This is a genomic window from Mycobacterium sp. MYCO198283 (assembly GCF_021213805.1).
GTDB lineage: Bacteria > Actinomycetota > Actinomycetes > Mycobacteriales > Mycobacteriaceae > Mycobacterium.
In genome coordinates, this window is the sequence record NZ_JAJQJI010000003.1 from 450,734 (window position 1) to 469,421 (window position 18,688).

18 protein-coding genes and 1 tRNA gene are annotated in these 18,688 nt (G+C 69.8%); 9 read left to right on the plus strand and 10 right to left on the minus strand.

The window, feature by feature from the left end; translation table 11 throughout:
• Positions 1 to 5: 5 nt before the first annotated feature.
• Positions 6 to 686: a TetR/AcrR family transcriptional regulator gene (locus tag LV457_RS08905; RefSeq protein ID WP_232170400.1), complete on the plus strand. Its 681-nt coding sequence runs from the start codon at positions 6 to 8 to the stop codon at positions 684 to 686.
• Between the two features lie 17 nt (positions 687 to 703).
• On the opposite strand, the gene LV457_RS20190 is transcribed toward LV457_RS08905, so the two are convergent.
• Together LV457_RS20190 and selD are read right to left on the minus strand one after the other, a co-directional pair.
• A complete protein-coding gene (locus tag LV457_RS20190) occupies positions 704 to 1,042 on the minus strand; it encodes a type II toxin-antitoxin system HicB family antitoxin (RefSeq protein WP_232170401.1) in 339 nt (112 codons plus the stop codon).
• A 32-nt stretch (positions 1,043 to 1,074) separates the two neighbouring features.
• Positions 1,075 to 2,085 (minus strand): selenide, water dikinase SelD, encoded by a 1,011-nt coding sequence (gene selD, locus LV457_RS08915; protein ID WP_374198768.1) that lies wholly within the window; start codon positions 2,083 to 2,085, stop codon positions 1,075 to 1,077.
• Between the two features lie 20 nt (positions 2,086 to 2,105).
• Between selD and LV457_RS08920 the strand changes: the two genes are divergently transcribed.
• From LV457_RS08920 to LV457_RS08930, 3 genes are all read left to right on the plus strand, one after another.
• A tRNA-Sec gene (locus LV457_RS08920) sits at positions 2,106 to 2,200 on the plus strand.
• 40 nt (positions 2,201 to 2,240) lie between these two features.
• Positions 2,241 to 3,524, plus strand: coding sequence for an L-seryl-tRNA(Sec) selenium transferase (selA, locus tag LV457_RS08925; protein WP_232170403.1), 1,284 nt, complete (start codon positions 2,241 to 2,243; stop codon positions 3,522 to 3,524).
• On the plus strand, positions 3,512 to 5,191 hold the full coding sequence (locus LV457_RS08930) for a selenocysteine-specific translation elongation factor (RefSeq protein ID WP_232170404.1): 1,680 nt from the start codon (positions 3,512 to 3,514) through the stop codon (positions 5,189 to 5,191). Before selA ends, LV457_RS08930 begins: the two co-directional genes overlap by 13 nt.
• A gap of 3 nt (positions 5,192 to 5,194) precedes the next feature.
• On the opposite strand, the gene LV457_RS08935 is transcribed toward LV457_RS08930, so the two are convergent.
• The gene (locus tag LV457_RS08935; protein WP_232170405.1) at positions 5,195 to 6,670 is read right to left on the minus strand and encodes a glycosyltransferase family 39 protein; all 1,476 of its coding nucleotides are present in this window, start codon (positions 6,668 to 6,670) and stop codon (positions 5,195 to 5,197) included.
• Positions 6,671 to 6,690: 20 nt separating this feature from the next.
• Entirely contained in the window at positions 6,691 to 7,506 is an 816-nt protein-coding gene (locus tag LV457_RS08940; RefSeq protein WP_232170466.1) for a family 16 glycosylhydrolase, read from the minus strand.
• A 152-nt stretch (positions 7,507 to 7,658) separates the two neighbouring features.
• Here LV457_RS08940 and fdh point away from each other — a divergent pair, with 152 nt between their 5' ends.
• The 3 genes from fdh to nrfD are packed head-to-tail and all read left to right on the plus strand — an operon-like array spanning position 7,659 to position 12,777.
• Positions 7,659 to 10,925, plus strand: a complete 3,267-nt coding sequence (gene fdh, locus LV457_RS08945; RefSeq protein WP_232170406.1) for a formate dehydrogenase — start codon at positions 7,659 to 7,661, stop codon at positions 10,923 to 10,925.
• A complete protein-coding gene (locus tag LV457_RS08950; RefSeq protein ID WP_232170407.1) occupies positions 10,922 to 11,824 on the plus strand; it encodes a 4Fe-4S dicluster domain-containing protein in 903 nt (300 codons plus the stop codon). Before fdh ends, LV457_RS08950 begins: the two co-directional genes overlap by 4 nt.
• Positions 11,821 to 12,777 (plus strand): NrfD/PsrC family molybdoenzyme membrane anchor subunit, encoded by a 957-nt coding sequence (gene nrfD / locus LV457_RS08955; protein WP_232170408.1) that lies wholly within the window; start codon positions 11,821 to 11,823, stop codon positions 12,775 to 12,777. Before LV457_RS08950 ends, nrfD begins: the two co-directional genes overlap by 4 nt.
• Before the next feature lie 10 nt (positions 12,778 to 12,787).
• Here nrfD and LV457_RS08960 read toward each other — a convergent pair whose 3' ends face one another.
• The 4 genes from LV457_RS08960 to LV457_RS08975 all read right to left on the minus strand — a co-directional run bounded on the left by LV457_RS08960 (position 12,788) and on the right by LV457_RS08975 (position 16,307).
• Complete coding sequence (locus LV457_RS08960) at positions 12,788 to 13,633, minus strand: GIY-YIG nuclease family protein (protein WP_232170409.1); 846 nt, start codon at positions 13,631 to 13,633, stop codon at positions 12,788 to 12,790.
• 59 nt (positions 13,634 to 13,692) lie between these two features.
• Positions 13,693 to 13,926: a PASTA domain-containing protein gene (locus tag LV457_RS08965; protein WP_232170410.1), complete on the minus strand. Its 234-nt coding sequence runs from the start codon at positions 13,924 to 13,926 to the stop codon at positions 13,693 to 13,695.
• Between the two features lie 460 nt (positions 13,927 to 14,386).
• Positions 14,387 to 14,773 carry a DUF2237 family protein gene (locus LV457_RS08970; RefSeq protein ID WP_232170411.1) on the minus strand — a complete coding sequence of 129 codons (387 nt, stop codon included), beginning with the start codon at positions 14,771 to 14,773 and terminating at the stop codon, positions 14,387 to 14,389.
• The gene (locus LV457_RS08975; protein ID WP_232170412.1) at positions 14,766 to 16,307 is read right to left on the minus strand and encodes an MFS transporter; all 1,542 of its coding nucleotides are present in this window, start codon (positions 16,305 to 16,307) and stop codon (positions 14,766 to 14,768) included. The genes LV457_RS08970 and LV457_RS08975 overlap by 8 nt, the downstream gene beginning before the upstream one ends.
• Positions 16,308 to 16,369: 62 nt before the next feature.
• Between LV457_RS08975 and LV457_RS08980 the strand changes: the two genes are divergently transcribed.
• Together LV457_RS08980 and LV457_RS08985 are read left to right on the plus strand one after the other, a co-directional pair.
• Positions 16,370 to 17,392, plus strand: a complete 1,023-nt coding sequence (locus LV457_RS08980) for a DUF3533 domain-containing protein (protein WP_232170413.1) — start codon at positions 16,370 to 16,372, stop codon at positions 17,390 to 17,392.
• Positions 17,393 to 17,436: 44 nt separating this feature from the next.
• Positions 17,437 to 18,009, plus strand: coding sequence for a hypothetical protein (locus LV457_RS08985; RefSeq protein ID WP_232170414.1), 573 nt, complete (start codon positions 17,437 to 17,439; stop codon positions 18,007 to 18,009).
• 1 nt (position 18,010) lies between these two features.
• Here the strand turns inward: LV457_RS08985 and LV457_RS08990 are convergent, their stop codons facing one another.
• Together LV457_RS08990 and LV457_RS08995 are read right to left on the minus strand one after the other, a co-directional pair.
• Positions 18,011 to 18,493, minus strand: coding sequence for a hypothetical protein (locus LV457_RS08990; RefSeq protein WP_232170415.1), 483 nt, complete (start codon positions 18,491 to 18,493; stop codon positions 18,011 to 18,013).
• Positions 18,494 to 18,502: 9 nt separating this feature from the next.
• Positions 18,503 to 18,688, minus strand: a 186-nt coding sequence (locus LV457_RS08995) for an alpha/beta hydrolase domain-containing protein (RefSeq protein WP_255701620.1), incomplete at its 5' end; no start/stop codon positions are given.

Here is an 18,688-nt window from a genome sequence, read left to right on the forward strand (position 1 = left end):
GCGTTATGGCAGAATGGCAACCCGTGGCGGGTGATATATCGGAAAAGCTCGTGGCGGCGGGGCTCGCCATCCTCGAGCGCGACGGTTTGCAGGCGTTGACGGTGCGCACGCTGGCCACCGAGGTCGGCACGTCGACCATGTCGGTCTACACCCACTTCGGCGGGATGTCCGGCGTGATCGACGCGATCGTGGTGGAGGCGTTCACCCGGTTCGCCGACGCGCTGCTCGACGTCGAACCGACCGACGATCCGGTCGCCGACTTCTTCGTGCAGGGTGGGCACTACCGGCGCTTCGCGCTCGAGCGGCCGCAGCGGTATCAGCTGATGTTCGGGCTGGCGTCACCGGCGTCGACCGCCGCGTATCGCACCGACCTGACGTCCACCGGCAGCGCCACCAACCGCGCCGAGTTCGCGCCGTCCTTCGACGCGCTGCGCCAGGCCGTGGCGCGAATGATCGGCGCCGGCCGAATCCGCGACGATGGGGAGACCACGGTGGCGGGCCGGTTGTGGAGCATCAGCCACGGTGCCGTGCTGTTGGAGATGGCCGGCTACTTCGGCTCCGAGGGGCGCGGGCTCACCGAGATCCTCGCGCCGCTGACCGTCGACACGCTCGTCGGGCTGGGCGACGACCGCGACCGGTGTCAGGCGTCCATGCGGGCCGCGGCTCAGGTGCTGTTCGGCTCGTGACGTGCGACTCCGTGCGGTCACCTGCCGTCGGGAATCACCGGCCGCTGCGCCAGCGTCTGCACGACCCACTGGTTCAGCGACAATCCCTCCTCGGCGGCCCGGATCACCCAGCTGGCGTGCAGCTCCGGCGACGTGCGCACGAGGAACCGCCCGCTGTAGTGGTGATCGGTCAGCGCCTCGGGCGGCTCGTCGCCGGTCGAGCGGATCTCGTCGACCCGCAGTTCGATCTGTTCGGTGAGGCGTCGCAGCGCTTCGTGCGGGTCGTCGGCGGTGTGGTCGATTCCCGGGAATTCGATGCAGCGGGCGACGTAGCGCCGGTGCTGGGGCGACCATTGGACGCGATAGGTGTAGTGCACACCGGTTCAGACGGCGCAGACGGCGGTCCGGTTCAGCGCACGACGATCGTGTGCTCACCCCGTTGCACCAGCTCACCGATCACCGGGGCGCCCGGAATCTCACCGGCGATCAGCAGTCCGCCGGACGTCTGAGCGTCAGCCAGGAGCAAGGCCTCGTCGTCGCTGATGCCGCTGCGGTCGACGTGCGGGGTCACCCATTCGAGGTTGCGCCGGCTACCGCCGCTGATGAATCCGGCGGCCAGTGCGTCTCGCGCGCCGTCGAGGTACGGCACCGCGGCGGAGTCGATCACCGCGGTCACGCCACTGGCCCGCGCGAGCTTGTGCAGATGGCCGAGCAAGCCGAAACCCGTGACGTCGGTGGCGCATTCGACGCCCGCATCGAGAGCGGCCTGCGAGGCCGCGGCGTTCAGGGTCGTCATCGCCTCGATCGCCTGCTCGAACCGCTCGCCGGTCGATTTGTGCCGGCTGTTGAGCACCCCGACGCCCAGCGGCTTCGTCAGCGACAGCGGCACGCCCGGCTTGCCGGAGTCGTTGCGCAGCAACCGCTTCGGGTCAGCGATGCCGGTGACGGCCAGGCCGTACTTCGGTTCCGGATCGTCGACGCTGTGCCCGCCGGCCAGGTGGCAGCCCGCCGAGTTGCAGACGTCGAGCCCGCCGCGCAGCGTCTCGGCCGCGAGCTCGAACGGCAGCACCTCACGCGGCCAGCCGAGCAGGTTCACCGCCACGACGGGCCGACCGCCCATCGCGTACACGTCCGAGAGCGCGTTGGCCGCCGCGATGCGGCCCCAGTCGTAGGGGTCGTCGACGACCGGCGTGAAGAAGTCGGTCGTCGCGATCAGCGCGGTGTCGCCGACCAGGACCGCCGCGGCGTCGTCGCCGTCGTCGAGGCCGACGAGCAGTTCACCGACCGGGTCGCGGGGCTGCGCCGTCGCAAGGCCGCGGACGACGTCCTCGAGCTCGCCAGGCGGGATCTTGCACGCGCAGCCGCCGCCGTGGGCGTAGTGCGTCAGTCGGTACTCCACGGCTCCCATGCTGCCTGCCATCATGGACAGCAGTGGCCGAGGGAGGCGTTTTCGGTCTGGTGACCGGCACGATCTTCAAAATCGCTGAGCGGCAGATGCTGTCGCTGGCGGGTTCGATTCCCGTCCGCCTCCGCCACCGCGCCCCACCGACGTCGGCGCGTTGTCATGATGGCGTGATGACCGACGATCCCCGGCGCCGGGTGCCGCGCACCGACGCGCTGCTCGCCGATCCGCGGCTGGCCGCCGCCGAGCGCAGGCTGGGCCGTGCGCTGGTCAAGTCGGTGATCGCCGAGGCCCAGCAGCGGGCTCGTATCGGGGCGATTCCGCCGGAGGAGGTCGCCGACGCCGCGGTCGCGGCGCTTCCGGTGAGTGCCGCGAGCTTGCGGCCGGTGATCAATGCGACGGGCGTCGTGGTGCACACCAACCTGGGGCGGGCGCCGCTCTCACAGGTCGCGATCGACGCCGTGGTCACCGCCAGCGGCGCCACCGACGTCGAGTTCGACCTCGACACCGGGAAGCGGGCGCGGCGGGGTCGGGGCGCCATGCGGGCACTCGCCGGCGCCGTGCCGACCGCCGGCGGCGTGCACGTCGTCAACAACAACGCCGCCGCCCTGCTGCTCGTCGCGATGACGCTCGCGCCGAACCGGGAGATCGTCGTCAGCCGCGGCGAGCTCATCGAGATCGGCGACGGCTTCCGCCTGCCCGCGCTCCTGGAATCGACCGGCTCCCGCATCCGCGAGGTCGGCACCACCAACCGCACCCATCTGCGCGACTACGCCGACGCCATCGGCCCGCAGACCGGCTGCATCCTCAAGGTGCATCCGTCGAACTACGTCGTCAGCGGCTTCACGTCCGGCGTGTCGGTCGCCGAGCTGAGCGCCCTGGACGCGCCGCTGGTCGCCGACATCGGCTCCGGCCTGCTGGCGCCGCATCCGCTGCTGCCCGACGAACCCGACGCCACCACGGTGTTGCGCGACGGCGCCGACCTGGTGACCGCCAGCGGCGACAAGCTGCTGGGCGGTCCGCAGGCCGGGCTGCTCCTCGGCGACGCCGACCTGATCGAACGGCTGCGCCGCCATCCCGCCGCGCGGGCGTTGCGCGTCGACAAGCTGACCCTCGCCGCGCTGGAGGCCACGCTCGTCGGCCCGCGCACGCCCGTCGCGCAGGCGCTCGGCGCCGACGTCGGCGAGCTGCGGAGGCGGGCCGCGAAGCTGGCGGCCCGGCTGCCCGATGCAACGGCCGTCGACTGCGTTGCGGCGGTCGGCGGCGGGGGAGCGCCCGGTGTCGAATTGCCCAGCGCCGCGGTGAGTGTTCCCGAGCGTTTCGCCGCGCCGCTGCGCACCGGCACCCCGGCGGTGGTGGGCCGGCTGGAGAACGGCCGCTGCCTGCTCGACCTGCGCACCGTTGCGCCCGCGGACGACGAGCGGATCGTCGAGGCGGTGCTGGCGTGTATGTCGTAGCGACCGCGGGGCACGTCGATCACGGCAAGTCGACGCTGGTGCACCGGCTCACCGGGATGTGGCCCGACCGGCTCGCCGAGGAGCAGCGCCGCGGGCTGACGATCGACCTCGGGTTCGCGTGGACGGCGATCGAGGGGCGGCAGTTCGCGTTCGTCGACGTGCCCGGCCATGAGCGGTTCGTGGCGAACATGCTCGCCGGTGTCGGCTCGGTGCCGGCGATCGTGTTCGTCGTCGCCGCCACCGAGGGCTGGATGCCGCAGTCCGACGAACACCTCGCCGCGCTGCAGGCGCTCGGCGTGCGCCACCTGCTCGTCGTCATCAGCAAGGCCGACCTCACCGATCCGGCCGACGCCATCGCCCAGACCCGAAACCGCCTGCCGCACACACCGATAGCGCTCGGCATCGACCTCGACGCGGTGCGCGCCGGGCTGCTGCGGCTCGCCGACGACCTGCCGCCACCCGACCGCGGCGCCGATGTCCGGCTGTGGGTCGACCGGTCGTTCACCGTCCGCGGCGCCGGCACGGTCGTCACCGGCACGCTCGGCGCGGGCGCCCTGCGCGTCGGCGACCGGCTAGAGATCGGGGGCCGCCCGGTCACGGTGCGGGGGCTGCAGTCGCTCGGGCGCGACGAGACCGAGGTCGGCGCCGTCGCGCGGGTCGCGGTGAACCTGCGGGGCGTCGACCGCCGCCAGGTGGGCCGCGGCGATGCGCTGCGCACACCCGGCGCATGGCTCGACACCGACGAGGTCGACGTGGCGTTGCGGTCGCCCGGCACGCTGCACCAGCGACTCGTCCTGCACATCGGTTCCGCCGCGGTGCCGGTGCACGTCCGCCCGCTCGGCGATACCGCCGCCAGGCTGCGGCTCAGCCGGCCGTTGCCGTTGCGCGTCGGGGACGTCGGGCTGCTGCGCGATCCCGGCGAGCATCGGATCGCCGCGGGCGTCGAGGTGCTCGACGTCCGGCCGCCGGCGCTGCGCCGGCGGGGCGCGGCCCGCGATCGCGCTGCCCAGCTCGCCGCGGGCGCCGCCCCGCCGCCGGTCTGCGCGCTTGCAACGGAGCTGCGCGCCATGGGTTTTCCCGTCGACGGGGCGCGGGTCGGCGAGTGGGTCGTCGACCCGCAGTGGTGGGCGGCGCGGCGGGCGGCAGTCTCGGTGGCCGTCGCGCAGTGGGCGGCCGAGCACGACGTCGCCGCCGGTATGCCGATCGAGGCGTTGCGGCAGCGCCTCGGTCTGCCCGTCGCCGACCTGGTGCCACCGCTGCTCGCCGGCACCGGGCTGACGGTGGCCGACGGGCTCGTCCGGCGGCCGTCCGCCGAGCTGCCGCCACGGGTCGACACGGCCCTGCGGGTCGTCGAGAAACGGCTTGCCGCCGAGCCATTCCGGGCGCCGGCGGCCGACGAACTGGCCGACCTCACGCTCGGGCCGAAGGAGCTGGCTGCCGGCATCAGAGCGGGCCGGCTCACGAAGATCGCCGACGGCGTGGTGCTGGGCGCCGACGCCGTCGACCGGGCGGCCAAGGTGCTGACGACGCTGCCCCAGCCGTTCACCGTGGCCGAGGCGAAGCGGGCACTGGGCACCACGCGACGCGTCGCGGTCCCGCTGCTCGAACAGCTCGACAAGCGAGGCGTTACGCAGCGCGCGGCGGATGGCACCCGGCGCCTGGCCTGACGCCTACCGTTCGGCGCGGAGCACCTGCACCAGGCTGAATTGCCACCGCTCGACCAGTCGGAGACCCACGTCGTGGGTGACGGCGAACGCCGAGGTGCCGCCGAACAACGGCCCGGGCGGAATCGCCGAGCCCGCTTCGTGCCGCGGGGCCTGCGGATCGGCCTGCGTGATCACCCACACCACGGCGCAGTTCTGCAGCGGGCCAACGGATGCCTCGGGAATGAGGTTGGTGTCGAACACGCCGTCGGTGTCGACGGCCCGCTGCCACCGGCTGACGTCGGCGAGCTGGCGGTAGGCGTCGGGCCGTGCCGCCAGCAGCGGCCGCATCGGCGCGGGATGGAACGTCACGGTGTCGTTGACGAACAGGCAGTCGCCGGGTTTCGCCTCGGCCGAGATCAGGTCGGCCACCTGGCTGTAGTCCATGCCGTACTTGGCGTACGGGGCGCGCTGCACCGCAAGGTGAGTGGGCGCCGCGACCGCCGCGAACACCGCGACCAGCGCCGCGGCGACCCAGGTCCGCCATGCCACCGCCACCACGCAGGTGCCGAGCAGCAGCGCCATCGCCGGCACGGTGAAGGTCAGGTATCGCGGCGTGTACAGCGGCTCGACCACCGCGGACCGGGCGACGATGAGCGCGGTCGGCACGGCCAGCCACAGCACCGACAGCGTCACCAGTGGTCGGTCGACGGGGCGTCGAGACGTCAGCCCCATCGCCGCCGCGGCCGCAATCACCGCGGCGGCCAGCAGTGCAAACCACGGTGACCGGTCGAAATACTGTTGCACCGCAACGTCTTCGACGGTTCTGGACCCGATCGGCGTGATCCACGCCAGCTGACGCACCTGCGACGCCACCAGCAGCACGAACGGCGCGACGGCGGCCAGCACCACGGCGGTCACCGCCCCGAACGGCAGCAGCACGGCCCGCTCGCGGCGGAACAGCAGCACGAACGCGACGTGCACCAACGCCAGCAGCACCAGGTAGACCTCGAGCAGCACCGAGACGGCGAGCAGCAGACCGTACGCCGTCCAGGCCCACCAGCTAGCGCGGCGGGCCGCGTAGATCAGCAGCACCGTCACCCAGGCGGCCAGCATCATCGACATGGCGAAGGGCCGCGCTTCGACTCCCGCCCAGGTCGCCCGGGGCAGGATCGCGCACAGCATCCCCGCCGCCATGCCCACGGCGGGTGACGACAGCTGCCGCCCCAGCACCACCACACCGGCCGCCGCCGCGCCGACGGCGAGCCCGCTGGGCACCCGCGACCAGAATTCGGTGGGCGGGACCACGGTGAACCAGCCGTGCATCAGCAGGTAGTAGAGGCCGTGGACGGCGTCGACGTGGTCGAGCAGCTGCCACAGCTCGGGCAGCGGACGGCTGTAGGACGCCGAGATGGTCGCCGCCTCGTCGTACCAGAACGACGGGCGGCCGGCGCCGACCAGGCTGATGGCGGCGCCGAGTACGCCGACGACCAGGGGAACCACGGCCGCCGGCACCCGCCGGTCTACCAGACGCGGATGTAGTCGATGAGCATCGACGAGGGGTACGGAGCGCGAGCGGGATCGCCTCCGCCCGAACCGCCGACCGCGAGGTTGAAGATCGCCTGCAGCCAGTAGCCCGGGATGCCGAACGGCCAGCGCTTGTCGTCGGGCCTGCCGTGCACCGGGATCGGGGTGTTGCCCACCACGAAGTAGGGCTTGGCGCCGGGCACCCAGTCACGCCAGAACTGGAAGCCTTCCTCGCCCCAGTGCACCCGCCAGGTGTGCCAGCCGGGGTCGACCAGTTCCGGGATGGACTTGCCTTCCCAGGTCTTCCCGTTGGACGCCGCGTGCACGGTGGTCCCGGGCGGCCAGCTCTCGTTGCCGTAGTACTCCATGATGTCGATCTCGCCGTCGGGCAGCGGGTCCTGGTTCAGCAGCCAGTAGGCCGGCCACAGCCCCGGGAACATGCAGTCGAGCTTGATCCGGGCTTCCCAGGTGGTGTTGATCTGTCCCCGGAAGTTGCTCAGCACCTTCCCGCTGAAGTACTGGTCGCCCTCACGGGTGGCGCACAACACCAGGTTGGAGTTGCCGTCGACGAACACGTTGCGGCGATCGTCGCGGTAGTGACCGATCACCGGCGGATCCACCGGGTCGTCCCAGGTCTGGATGGTCCATTTGGCCGGATCGGGGGCCGAACCGGCGGGACCGTCGAACTCGTCGGCGAACAGGTAGCTCGCCGGGGCTGCGGCGTCCCCCGGCGCCGCCTTGGCGGTTCGGGTGGGGAGGGTGAGCCCCAGCGCAGCAATTCCGGACAGCAGCATCATGCTGCGGCGATCGATCTCAGGCACAGAGGCACCATAGAGGGGCGGTTCCAAGATCGGGAAAAGAACCCGGCGGAGTCGGCGGATCGCGGCGCCGTATCCCTGCCGAAAGCCTCGAAGCCCCGGCGCGCGGGTGGTTTGATGGATCCACGCGCCGGAAAGGGGAGCGCATGGACTTCAAGCGGCTCGTCCAGTCGTGGCCGGTGTACCGACAGCTCACCGGTGACGACAAGCTCGGGCGCGGCGCGGCGGCGAAGAGCAAGCGCAGCCTGACGCTCACCCCGCGCACCGCCGACGCCGACTCGATCGCCCACTCGGTGTGCCCGTTCTGCGCTGTCGGTTGCGCGCAAAAGGTGTACGTCAAGGACGGCAAGGTCACCCAGATCGAGGGCAACCCGGACAGCCCGATCTCGCGAGGCCGGTTGTGTCCGAAGGGATCTGCCAGCAAGCAGCTCGTCACCGGACCGCAGCGCGAGACGAAGATCCGCTACCGCGCTCCCTACGCCACCGAGTGGCAAGACCTCGACCTCGACACGGCGATGGACATGATCGCCGACCGCGTGCTCGACGCCCGCCATAGGGGCTGGCAGGACTTCGACTCCGACCGGCACACCCTGCGCCGCACCCTCGGGCTCGCCAGCCTCGGCGGCGCCACGCTCGACAACGAAGAGAACTACCTGATCAAGAAATTGTTCACCGCGCTCGGCGCCCTGCAGATCGAGAACCAGGCGCGTATTTGACACAGCGCCACAGTTCCCGGTCTGGGAGCTTCCTTCGGTCGCGGTGGCGCGACGGACTATCAGCAAGACCTCGTCAACTCCGACTTCATCGTCATCATGGGCTCGAACATGGCCGAGGCCCATCCGGTGGGGTTCCAGTGGGTGACCGAGGCGAAGCTGCGCGGCACGCGGGTGGTGCACATCGATCCGCGGTTCACCCGCACCAGCGCCGTCGCCGATCAGCACGTGCCGCTGCGCGCCGGCAGTGACATCGCGTTCCTCGGCGGCGTCATCAACTACATCCTGAGCAACGAGCTCGACTTCCGGGAGTACGTCACCGCGTACACCAACGCCTCGTACCTCGTCGACGAGCGATTCCGGGACGCCGAGGACCTCGACGGGCTGTTCAGCGGGTACGACGACCAGTCCGCGTCGTACGACCCGTCGACCTGGCAGTACGAGAACACCGACCCGGAGGGCGGCGGCGCCGGATCGAAGGAGCGCAGCGCGGCGTACCAGTCGGGTTCAGGGGGACCGCCGGTGGAGGGCGGCTCCGGCGAGATCCCGAGTGACCCGACGCTGCAGCACCCGCGCTGCGTCTACCAGATCCTCAAGCGGCACTACGCCCGCTACACGCCCGAGATGGTCGAGCGTGTCTGCGGTGTGCCCGCCGAGCAATTCCTGTCCGTGGCGAAGGCCTGGGCGGCGAACTCCGGCCGGGAGAAGACCGCCGCGCTGGTCTACAGCGTCGGCTGGACGCAGCACACGATGGGCGCGCAGTACATCCGTGCCGGCGCGATCATCCAGCTGCTGCTGGGCAACATCGGCCGGCCCGGTGGCGGGGTGTTCGCGCTGCGGGGTCACGCCAGCATCCAGGGTTCCACCGACATCCCGACGCTGTTCAACCTGCTGCCCGGGTACCTGGCGATGCCGCAGGCCGGTCACGAGACCCTCGCCGACTATCTCGACGACATCAGGAGCAAGAACCAAAAGGGCTTCTGGGGCAACGCCGACAGCTACATGGTGTCGCTGCTCAAGGAGTACTGGGGTGAGCACGCGACCGCCGAGAACGACTTCTGCTTCGACTACCTGCCCCGCATCAACGGCGATCACGGCACCTACCGCACCGTCATGGACATGGTCGACGGCAAGGTGTCCGGCTACTTTCTGCTCGGCCAGAACCCGGCCGTCGGCTCGGCCCACGGCCGGCTGCAGCGCCTGGGCATGGCGAGCCTCGACTGGCTGGTCGTGCGCGATCTGGTGATGATCGAGTCGGCGACGTTCTGGAAGGACTCGCCGGAGGTCGAGACCGGGGAGATTGCGCCGGAGAGCTGCCGCACCGAGGTGTTCTTCCTGCCCGCCGCGTCGCACGTCGAGAAGGCCGGCACCTTCACCCAGACGCAGCGGATGCTGCAGTGGCGCGAGCAGGCCATCGAGCCGCCCGGCGACGCCCGCTCCGAGCTGTGGTTCTTCTACCACCTCGGCCGGATCCTGCGCGAAAAGCTCGCCGGCTCCACCGATGAGCGCGATCGGCCGCTGCTCGAGCTGTCGTGGGACTACGCGATGGAGGGCGACGAGCCGTCCGGTGAGGACGTGCTGCGGCGCATCAACGGCGTCGACCTCACCACCGGCGGCGCCGTCAACGGCTACACCGAACTCAAGGCCGACGGCTCGACGATGTGCGGCTGCTGGATCTATAGCGGCGTGTACGCCGACGAGGTGAACCAGGCCGCCAGACGCAAACCGCACACCGAGCAGGGCCCGTATGACAGTGAGTGGGGCTGGACGTGGCCGATGAACCGCCGCGTGCTCTACAACCGGTGCTCGGCCGATCCGCAGGGCCGGCCTTGGAGCGAGCGCAAGAAGCTCGTCTGGTGGGATCCAGCAGAGGGCGAGTGGACCGGCTACGACATCCCGGATTTCGAGAAGACGAAGCCGCCGGACCACCGCCCGCCCGACGACGCGAACGGTGTCGCGGCCCTGAGGGGTGACGACGCGTTCATCATGCAGGCCGACGGCAAGGCCTGGCTGTTCGCGCCGAACGGCGTGCTCGACGGTCCGCTGCCGACGCACTACGAGCCGCACGAGTCGCCGGTGCGCAATCCGCTGTACGCGCAGCAGGGCAACCCGGCGCGAAAGGTATACGGCCGCAACGACAACCCGTCGAACCCGTCGCCGCCCGAGCCGCGCGGTCACGTATTCCCCTACATCTTCACCGCGGCGCGGCTCACCGAGCACCACACCGCGGGCGGTATGAGCCGGCAGCTGGCGTACCTGTCGGAGCTGCAGCCGGCGCTGTTCGTCGAGGTGTCGCCGCAGCTCGCCGCCGAACGCGGGCTGACGCACATGGAGTGGGCGCACGTCATCACCAGCCGGGCGGCGGTCGACGCGCGGGTGTTCGTCACCGACCGGATGCGGCCGCTGCGCGTCGAAGATCAGGTGGTGCACCAAATCTGGATGCCGTACCACTGGGGCAGCTCCGGGCTGGTCGACGGCGACGTCGTCAACGACCTGCTCGGCGTGGTGGCGGACCCGAACGTCTTCATCCAGGAGAGCAAGGTGGCCACCTGCGACATCCAGCCCGGACGGCGGCCGCGCGGGCCGGCGGTGCTCGACTACGTCGCGGGCTATCGCCGGCGAGCCGGGATCACGGTGGAAACCGGCACCGACCTCGACACCACCGAGCGGTCGAAGGACCACACCGAGGGGACCTCATGAGCAACAGCTTCTTCGGTCCGCTCCATGACGTCGCCGGTGACGCCGGCTACGACGAGCACCCGCCGCGGGTCGGCTTCTTCACCGACACCTCGGTGTGCATCGGTTGCAAGGCGTGCGAGGTGGCGTGCAAGGAGTGGAACCAGGTTCCCGTCTCCGGGGAGGGCGACGGGTTCAACCTGCTCGGCATGTCGTTCGACAACACCGGCGACCTGGGCGCGAACTCCTGGCGGCACGTCGCGTTCATCGAGCAGCCGGCGAGGTCGACGGTGGAAGACCTCGGTATGCCCGGCTTCGAGCGGCCCGGCGACCTCGCCGGCGCGGAGGTGCGTCAGGACTTCCGCTGGCTGATGAGCTCCGATGTGTGCAAGCACTGCACGCACGCCGGCTGCCTCGACGTGTGCCCGACGGGTGCGCTGTTCCGCACCGAGTTCGGCACCGTCGTGGTGCAGCAGGACATCTGCAACGGCTGCGGCTACTGCGTGTCCGGCTGCCCGTACGGGGTAATCGAGCGACGCGAGGGCGACGGGCGGGCGTGGAAGTGCACGCTGTGCTACGACCGGCTGCACGACGGGCTCGAACCCGCTTGTGCGAAGGCGTGTCCCACCGACTCCATCCAGTTTGGCGTGCTCGACGAGCTGCGGGAGCGGGCGGCCCAGCGCGTCGAGACTTTGCACGAGCGCGGCATCACCTCAGCGCGGCTCTACGGCCACGACCCGAACGACGGCGTCGGCGGCGACGGTGCCTTCTTCCTGCTGCTCGACGAGCCCGAGGTGTACGGCCTGCCGCCCGATCCGGTGGTGCCCACGCGCGACGCCGGGGCGATGTGGCGGTATGCGGGCATGGCCGCGTCGGCGCTGGTGGGTGTGGCGGTGTCGGCGTTCCTGGGCCGACGACCGTGAAGGAGCAGCTCGCCGTTCCTCGGGCCGAGTTCCGGTCGTACTACGGGCGGCAGATCCTCAAGTCGCCGGTGTGGAACTGGATGATCGCGGCCTACCTTTTCTCCGGTGGGCTGTCGGCCGGGTCAGCGCTGTTGGCGGCCGGCGCCGACCTCACGGGACGTCGCATGTTGGCCCGGCGGTCGCGCATCGGCGCGCTGGTGAGTCTGCTGGCGAGCATGTACTTCCTCATCGGCGACCTCGGCCGACCCGAGCGGTTCCACCACATGCTGCGTGTCGCTAAGCCGAGCTCGCCGATGAGCATGGGCACCTGGATCCTCGGCGCGTACGGCCCCGGCGCCGGGCTTGCCGCGGTGGCCGAGCTGGTGCCCGCGCGCTACCGCCGCACCTGGGTCGGGCGCCTGCTGGGTGTCGCCGCCCGGCCCGCGGGCATCTCGGCGGCCGCCGTCGCGCCCGGGCTGGCGTCCTACACCGCAGTCTTGTTGTCGCAGACGGCCGTTCCGGCGTGGAACGTCGCGCATCCGTATCTGCCGTTTGTCTTCACCGGCTCGGCCGCCGCGAGCGGTGGCGGTCTCGGCATGGTGCTCGCGCCGATCAGCGAGTCCGGCCCGGCGCGCCGGATGGCGGTCGCCGGCGCGGCGCTCGAGGTCGGCGCGTCGCGGCTGATGGACCGGCGGTTGGGCTTCGTCGGCCAGGCTTACACGACCGGTAAGCCGCACCGGCTGCGGCAGGCGTCGGAGCTCCTGACGGTGGGCGGCGCCGTCGGCGCGGTGGTCGGCGGTCGCAACCGGTGGGCGCTCGCCGCGTCCGGCGCGGCCTTGCTCTCCGGCAGTGCGCTGCAGCGGTTCGGCGTGTTCGAGGCCGGCGTCGCGTCGACCAAGGACCCGAAATATGTCGTTGTGCCGCAACGGGAACGGATAGAGGCGCGGAAGACGGCGAAGATTGCGGCCCGCTGAGCGGGTCCTGCTAGTTCTTGTTCAATCCGAATTTCCGGGTGAGTAGAACGTCTTTCCAGTAGCTCTCACGGTTGAGCACGTAGTCGTCGTCGGTCCGCATCGACCAAAATTCGAGGAGGGCGAAGCGCAGGTTAGTCCGGGCGTAGTCGGCGCCCTCCGAACCGACCAGCTCCTTCAACGCCACGTTACCGCCGTGCAACTGTTCGACGTACTGCTTGAGTCGGGACCAGATGCCGGTGTCGCCGTATGCCGATCCGACGTAGGCCATCCCTGTGGCCTGGTCGTGGATGACGTAGACCCCTTTCATGTGTTGAAGAGCGCCGCGCCAATCAGTCCACTCTTGTTTCACCGCCGTCTCGAGTTCCCTGAAGGTGTGATTGATGCGGCCGTGGCCGGGAAAGGGCTCACCCGCATAGGGCTGTTCGAGGACTGAGAGAACCCCAATCTGATCGAGGTGAGTCTCGAAGTTCAGCCGAGTTGCCCGACCAGGCGGACGGAATGTGACCCACAGCCGCTTGACGAAGGCGCCCATCAAGTCGTTTCTCAGCTGGATGTCGTACGAGTGCGCGTTCGGGACGTTATGGCGCGTGAGGACCTCGAAGACGCCACCGAATAGCCATCGCGCAGCGTTGCTTCGATCCCGCGCCACGGTGAAGATGAATTGCCGGTTGAAGTCGTCACGAACGCCACGCCACCGGCTCCATTGCACCCATTCGTTCCAGTCTCGAGCGAGGACATCGATCGGGTGATCCTCGCCGTTCCACACTGCGCAGTGCAGTTTGCACAGCTTCGGATCCAATCCTCCGAGCAAATCTCGCAGCGGTATGGCTGCCGCGTCTTGCTCATGATCAAGCATCGTCGCAACTCCTTGATGGAAAGCGTGGCCGCGATAGCGGCCACTGCCGATTCGACGGGCTACGGGCAGGATTCAGTGTCGATTCGAACGACGCCGAAGCTGATGCTTGTCGCCGAGGTGATGGTGGCGCCGGGCGGAGGTGTGGAGGTGCAGACCTGCCAATTGCGGTCCGCAACCTGCATCCGGCCCTGTCCGGTGAGGTCGGTAGACCCGCTGTAGAAGACGGCTCCGCCCGTCAGCGCTTGGATGGCGTCCTGCGCTGCTTGGAGGTTCTGTCCGGTGAGGTCCGGCATAACCCATGACTCGCTGGGGGCCGCATTAGTAGGCGCCGGTGCGTTCGCCGGCGGAGGCGCTGCCGCCGAAGGGGTCACCGAGACGGTCTGCGTTTCGCGGACGGTAACGGTTGAGGATTCGGAGTTGCCATCCCCGCCTGAGCCGCATGCGACCGCCGTTGTTGCAACCGTGCCGACCACTACCGCAAGTGCTAAGCGGCCAGGCATCAGGCGCATGAGTGGAAACATTCAAACCCCCCGAATAGATTCATCGATCGCGTCGGTCGAAACGCGACATGTGCTGCGACAGCAGAGCTTAACGGCGGACCCCGCTCGAAGTGACCGCTTCCAACGATGAGGCGTCGGCCATTGAGCGCCCATGCTTCGGAGCCTCGAGGTCGCCTTACCGCGCCCGTCGTTTGTACGAATTCGTACGCCGGCCGCGGCGTGTTGCGTATGGAACCGCACACACGAGCCGAAGTCAGATGCCACCCAGGTCGTCGGGCACGTCAACGGCGTACTGCTGCAAGACCTCGAGCGGGATGAGTTCCAGCGTGTTCTCGTGCGTCGAGGCGAGCACCACCGCGGCCGCGCGCCCGTCGTGGTGAGCGAGCAACCAATTGCGGGCGGTGACGCACCAGCGGTCGCCGGGCTTGAGGCCGGGGAAGCGGTACTCGGGTCGCGGGGTGGAGAGGTCATTGCCGATTGATCGTTGGTGGTCGAGGAACTCGGCGCTCACCACCGCGCAGATGGTGTGCGAGCCAAGGTCTTCGGGTCCGGTTCTGCAGCACCCGTCGCGGTAGAAGCCGGTGACCGGGTCGGTGCCACACTCCTGCAGTGGGCCGCCGAGCACGTTGCGGTCAGGCATCGAGATCGCCGGCACCGGAAGCGGGCTTGATCAGCCACAGCGCCAGCACGATCGCGGCCACGGGCCCTACCGCCATGATCAGACTCAGCGTGTGGATGGCGTCGACTGCGTTCTGCGGCGCGTGGGCCACGACCAGCTGCGCCTGCTCCGGGTTGACGAGGTGGGCGGCGCTGTGACCACGCGCGGTTTGCAGCGCCTCTCGGGCCTCGGCGCGGGTGACGTCGTCGGCGGACAGGTGGTGCACGCTGTCGGTGAGGAACAGGTTGATCCCGACCAGCGCGAACAAGGCCGGCCCCAGGGAGTAGCCGCCCTCGTTGACCGCGCTCTTGACCGCCGAGATCGCGCCGCCGAGATCGGCGGGCGCGCTGCTCATCATGATCTGCGCCTGCGGGGTGGTGACGAGCGCGCCGCCGACGACGATGAAGGCCGTCGTCACGAAGACGACGATTCGGGACGTGTCGAGGCTGAAGGTCCGCAGCACGATCAGGCCGACGAGCATGCTGAGCAAGCCGCCGACCAGCACGGTGCGAGCGCCGAACCGGTTCGCGGCCGGGCCGGCGGAGAAGGCGGCGAGCGCGGCCAGTCCGGTCGCGGGGATGAGCAGCAGGCCGAACAGCTCGTCGGACTCCTTGCGGATGGTGACGAGGTAGAACGCCAGCAGCACCATCGAGCCGCCGAGGACGATGTTGAACACGATGCCGGCGGTGACCGCGGCGTTGAAGCGGCTGGACCGGAACACCCGCATGTCGAGCGCCGGATCCGAGGTGCGTCGCTCCCACAGCACGAATGCGCAGCCGCCCGCCAGCCCGATGACGATGGACACGACGCCGGCGGCATCGATGCCCGTCTGGATGCGGGACATGCCGTAGATGAACGCCAGCAGCGCCACCGCGAACAACGTGAGGCCCGGCACGTCGAGTCGCCGGTGCGCGCGCACGGTCTCGGGCACGAAGCGCCAGGTGACGGCCAAGCCGAGGGCGGCGACGATCGGGACGACGAAGAAACACGCGCGCCAGCCGACGGCGTTAGCGAGCACGCTGCCCAGGGCGGGGAGCGGGGTGGCCACCGCATAGCCGACGCCGAAGTAGGCGGCGATTGCCGCGGCCCGACGGTTCGGCGGGAACACCGCGTTCGTGATCGCGAGCGACAGACCGATGAGGAAGGCGAGCGTCACGCCGACGCCGGCCCGGGCGACCATCAGCACGGCCGCGACCGGTGCGGCCGCCGCGAGCAAGCTGAACGCGACCGCACCGGCCAAGCCGACGAGGTACATCCGTCGCATGCCGTAGAGATCGCCCAGCGCGCCGGCGCACAGCACCGTGGCGGCCATCGTCAGTGTCGCCAAGCTGGCGATGAACGTCGAGGTGCCGCCGAAGATCTGCAACCCGGCCGAGACGACCTGCAGGTTGGCGGACAGGGTCGTGGGGTCGCCGATGGCAATCGCGTAACCGAGGCCCATGGCGACGACCGTCATGGTCGCGGCCAGCCCGGAGACATAGCGCGGCTGGTCCTCGACGCGGAGGTCAGCGGGCACGCGGTGATGGTAGTTGCTGCAACCCGCTCCGCGGTGTCAGACGGCACGTAGGGTTGGCGCGCATGGCGGAAGAGGCTGGCGCGGCGGCAAAGACGCCTGCGTCGCGCGGTCGGCTGACCGACCGACTGCTGGCCGTCCCGCTCGAGATCCGCACGTCCGCAACGGTGCTCGCCATCGCGATCTTCATGTGCGCGACGTTCGCCTACGCCTACACGGTCGCGCTGGGCCGGCCGTTTCCGCGGCATCTGCCGATCGGCGTGGTCGGCGAGCCCTCGCCGGAGCTGCTGCAGGAGCTGCAGGTCCGGGCGCACGAGTTCGACATGGTGAGCTATCCGAGCCGTGACGCAGCGATCGCGGCGGTCGAGCAGCAACAGATCACGGCGGTGATCGACGCCGGCGGCAATCCACCGCAGCTGCTGGTGTCGAGTGCGAGCGGGTCGTCGACCGCCCGCGTGCTCACCGAGCTCGTGCAGACCGGCCCGGGGCAGTACCGCCTGCCGATCACCGATCTCAACCCGTTCCCGCCCACCGATCCGGCCGGGTTGGCGACGTTCTACACGATCATCGCCGCGACGATTCTGGGGCTGGTGACGATGTTCCAGCTCCGCGCCAACGTCAAGACGCTGACGCTGCGACGGTGGATCGGTTGTGTCGGCGTGCTGGCCGTGGCCGGCGGCGCAGCAATCGCCGCGGTGGCCGGGCCGCTGCTCGACGCGTTGCAGACGCCGTTCTGGGAATTGTGGCTGCTGCTGGCGCTGCAAGTGGCGATCACCGCGCTGTTCAACTCGACGATGCTGGTGCTGATCCACCGGTGGGCGATCATCCCGACCTGGGCGGTGTTCATCCTGCTCGGCAACACCTCGTCCGGCGGCGCGGTGTCGGCGTCGCTTCTGCCGCAGCCCTTCGCGTTGCTCAACCACGCGCTGCCCAGCGGCGCAGCGGTGAGCGCCATCCACTCGGCGACCTACTTCCCGGAACACCAGCGTGCGCTGCCATTCGTCGTGCTGGCGCTGTGGCTCGTCGGAACCTTCGCGGCGTTGGTCGTCTCGTCGCGGAAGCTGAACCGCACGCCAGCCAACGCCTGAAATTGCCGTCGGACGCCCCCTCGTCCGTCAACTAATCTGGGCGCGTGACTTTCGGAACCGAAGACCTTCGGAGTGTCTGGCGCATGCTCGTCACCACCGAGCAGCAGTCGGACGGAACGTGGCGCGCCTCGCGGCCGGGAGCCGACTGGTCGACGGACGCCGCCACCGAAGACGCCGCCCGTGACGCCGCGGTGCAGTACGCGATCGATGCGGGCGACGACCCGAACGAGGCGGTGCGCTTCATGGCCCGCAATCAACCAGCCGTGGAGCCGGTCGAGGACGATCCACGGCGCGGCTGGGTGTGGGCGTTCACCCCGCTCACCGAGCAACTGCCCGACGGGACGTGGCGGGCGTCATTCGCAAGCGGCGGGTGGCACGTCACCGGTGCGTCGAAGGAAGAAGCCGTCGAGAAGGCGAACCGCGAATCGCTCCGGCGGTCTTCCGATCCCGACGAGTTCGCTCGCAAGACGGCGGTCATGCGTCGGCACTTGAGCGAGCCGGTGCCGGGCGTGCGGAACTATCCCTCGTCGGTGCTTGACGACGCACTGCGCAGCGCCAATCCGACACGCGCGGTGGCCGAGGTCATAGACCGACTGCAGGCCGAAAGCGAGGCCTGAGCTACTGCAACGGTGTCAGCTTGATCGCGGACAACCCGATCCGGTCGGTGGCCTCCGCGAACTCGGGGATGGTTGGCAGCTTTCCGTCGCGGAATTTCAGCCCCATGGCGCGCTGCGCCTTGCTGACGCCGTACGACGCCGCGAGGCGGTGTCCGACGTCGCCGACGACCGTCCAATCTCTGATGAGCTCGCCGCGCATCGGTGTGGACTTTCCGCGGTACAGCACGTCGGCCGGCGCGCCATTCTTGAAGTTGTACTTCCACCGCGCCACGAGCAGCACGTACAGCTCGCCGTCGAGGTGGTGTGCGCTGACCGGCACCGAGTAGCGCCGACCGGTCTTGCGCCCGGTGAAGCTGACCACCATGAACTCCGTGAGCACACCGCCGAGCGGAGTGCGTAGCACCCGCTTGAGCACCGGATTCACCACGCGGAGCATCGCTTCCGGCGGATGGGACACCTCGATCGCGGCTGACTGTGCGGGCACCGGTTCAGGCTAGGCGCCGTCAGCCGCTGTCCGGAAGGCGTCCGCGGCGGTCACTGCTGCGATGCCGAGGATCTCCTCGCGGTCGGCCGTCAGGAGGAAACCCGAGGTGATGGCGATATCCAACGCGGCAGTGAAGCGTTCGAGGTAGTCCGCCGGGCCGCCGGGATACAACGACCGCAGCGTTTCAATGTCGAA

What these genes read in the sequence shown, in the direction of transcription:
- selA (WP_232170403.1), top strand. Translation starts at nt 2,241, where the DNA reads ATGACCGACGATCCCCGGCGCCGGGTGCCGCGCACCGACGCGCTGCTC.
- selD (WP_374198768.1), bottom strand. Translation starts at nt 2,085, where the DNA reads ATGGCAGGCAGCATGGGAGCCGTGGAGTACCGACTGACGCACTACGCC.
- LV457_RS08960 (WP_232170409.1), bottom strand. Translation starts at nt 13,633, where the DNA reads ATGCTTGATCATGAGCAAGACGCGGCAGCCATACCGCTGCGAGATTTG.
- LV457_RS08905 (WP_232170400.1), top strand. Translation starts at nt 6, where the DNA reads ATGGCAGAATGGCAACCCGTGGCGGGTGATATATCGGAAAAGCTCGTG.
- LV457_RS08965 (WP_232170410.1), bottom strand. Translation starts at nt 13,926, where the DNA reads ATGCCGGACCTCACCGGACAGAACCTCCAAGCAGCGCAGGACGCCATC.
- LV457_RS08950 (WP_232170407.1), top strand. Translation starts at nt 10,922, where the DNA reads ATGAGCAACAGCTTCTTCGGTCCGCTCCATGACGTCGCCGGTGACGCC.
- LV457_RS08980 (WP_232170413.1), top strand. Translation starts at nt 16,370, where the DNA reads ATGGCGGAAGAGGCTGGCGCGGCGGCAAAGACGCCTGCGTCGCGCGGT.
- LV457_RS08970 (WP_232170411.1), bottom strand. Translation starts at nt 14,773, where the DNA reads ATGCCTGACCGCAACGTGCTCGGCGGCCCACTGCAGGAGTGTGGCACC.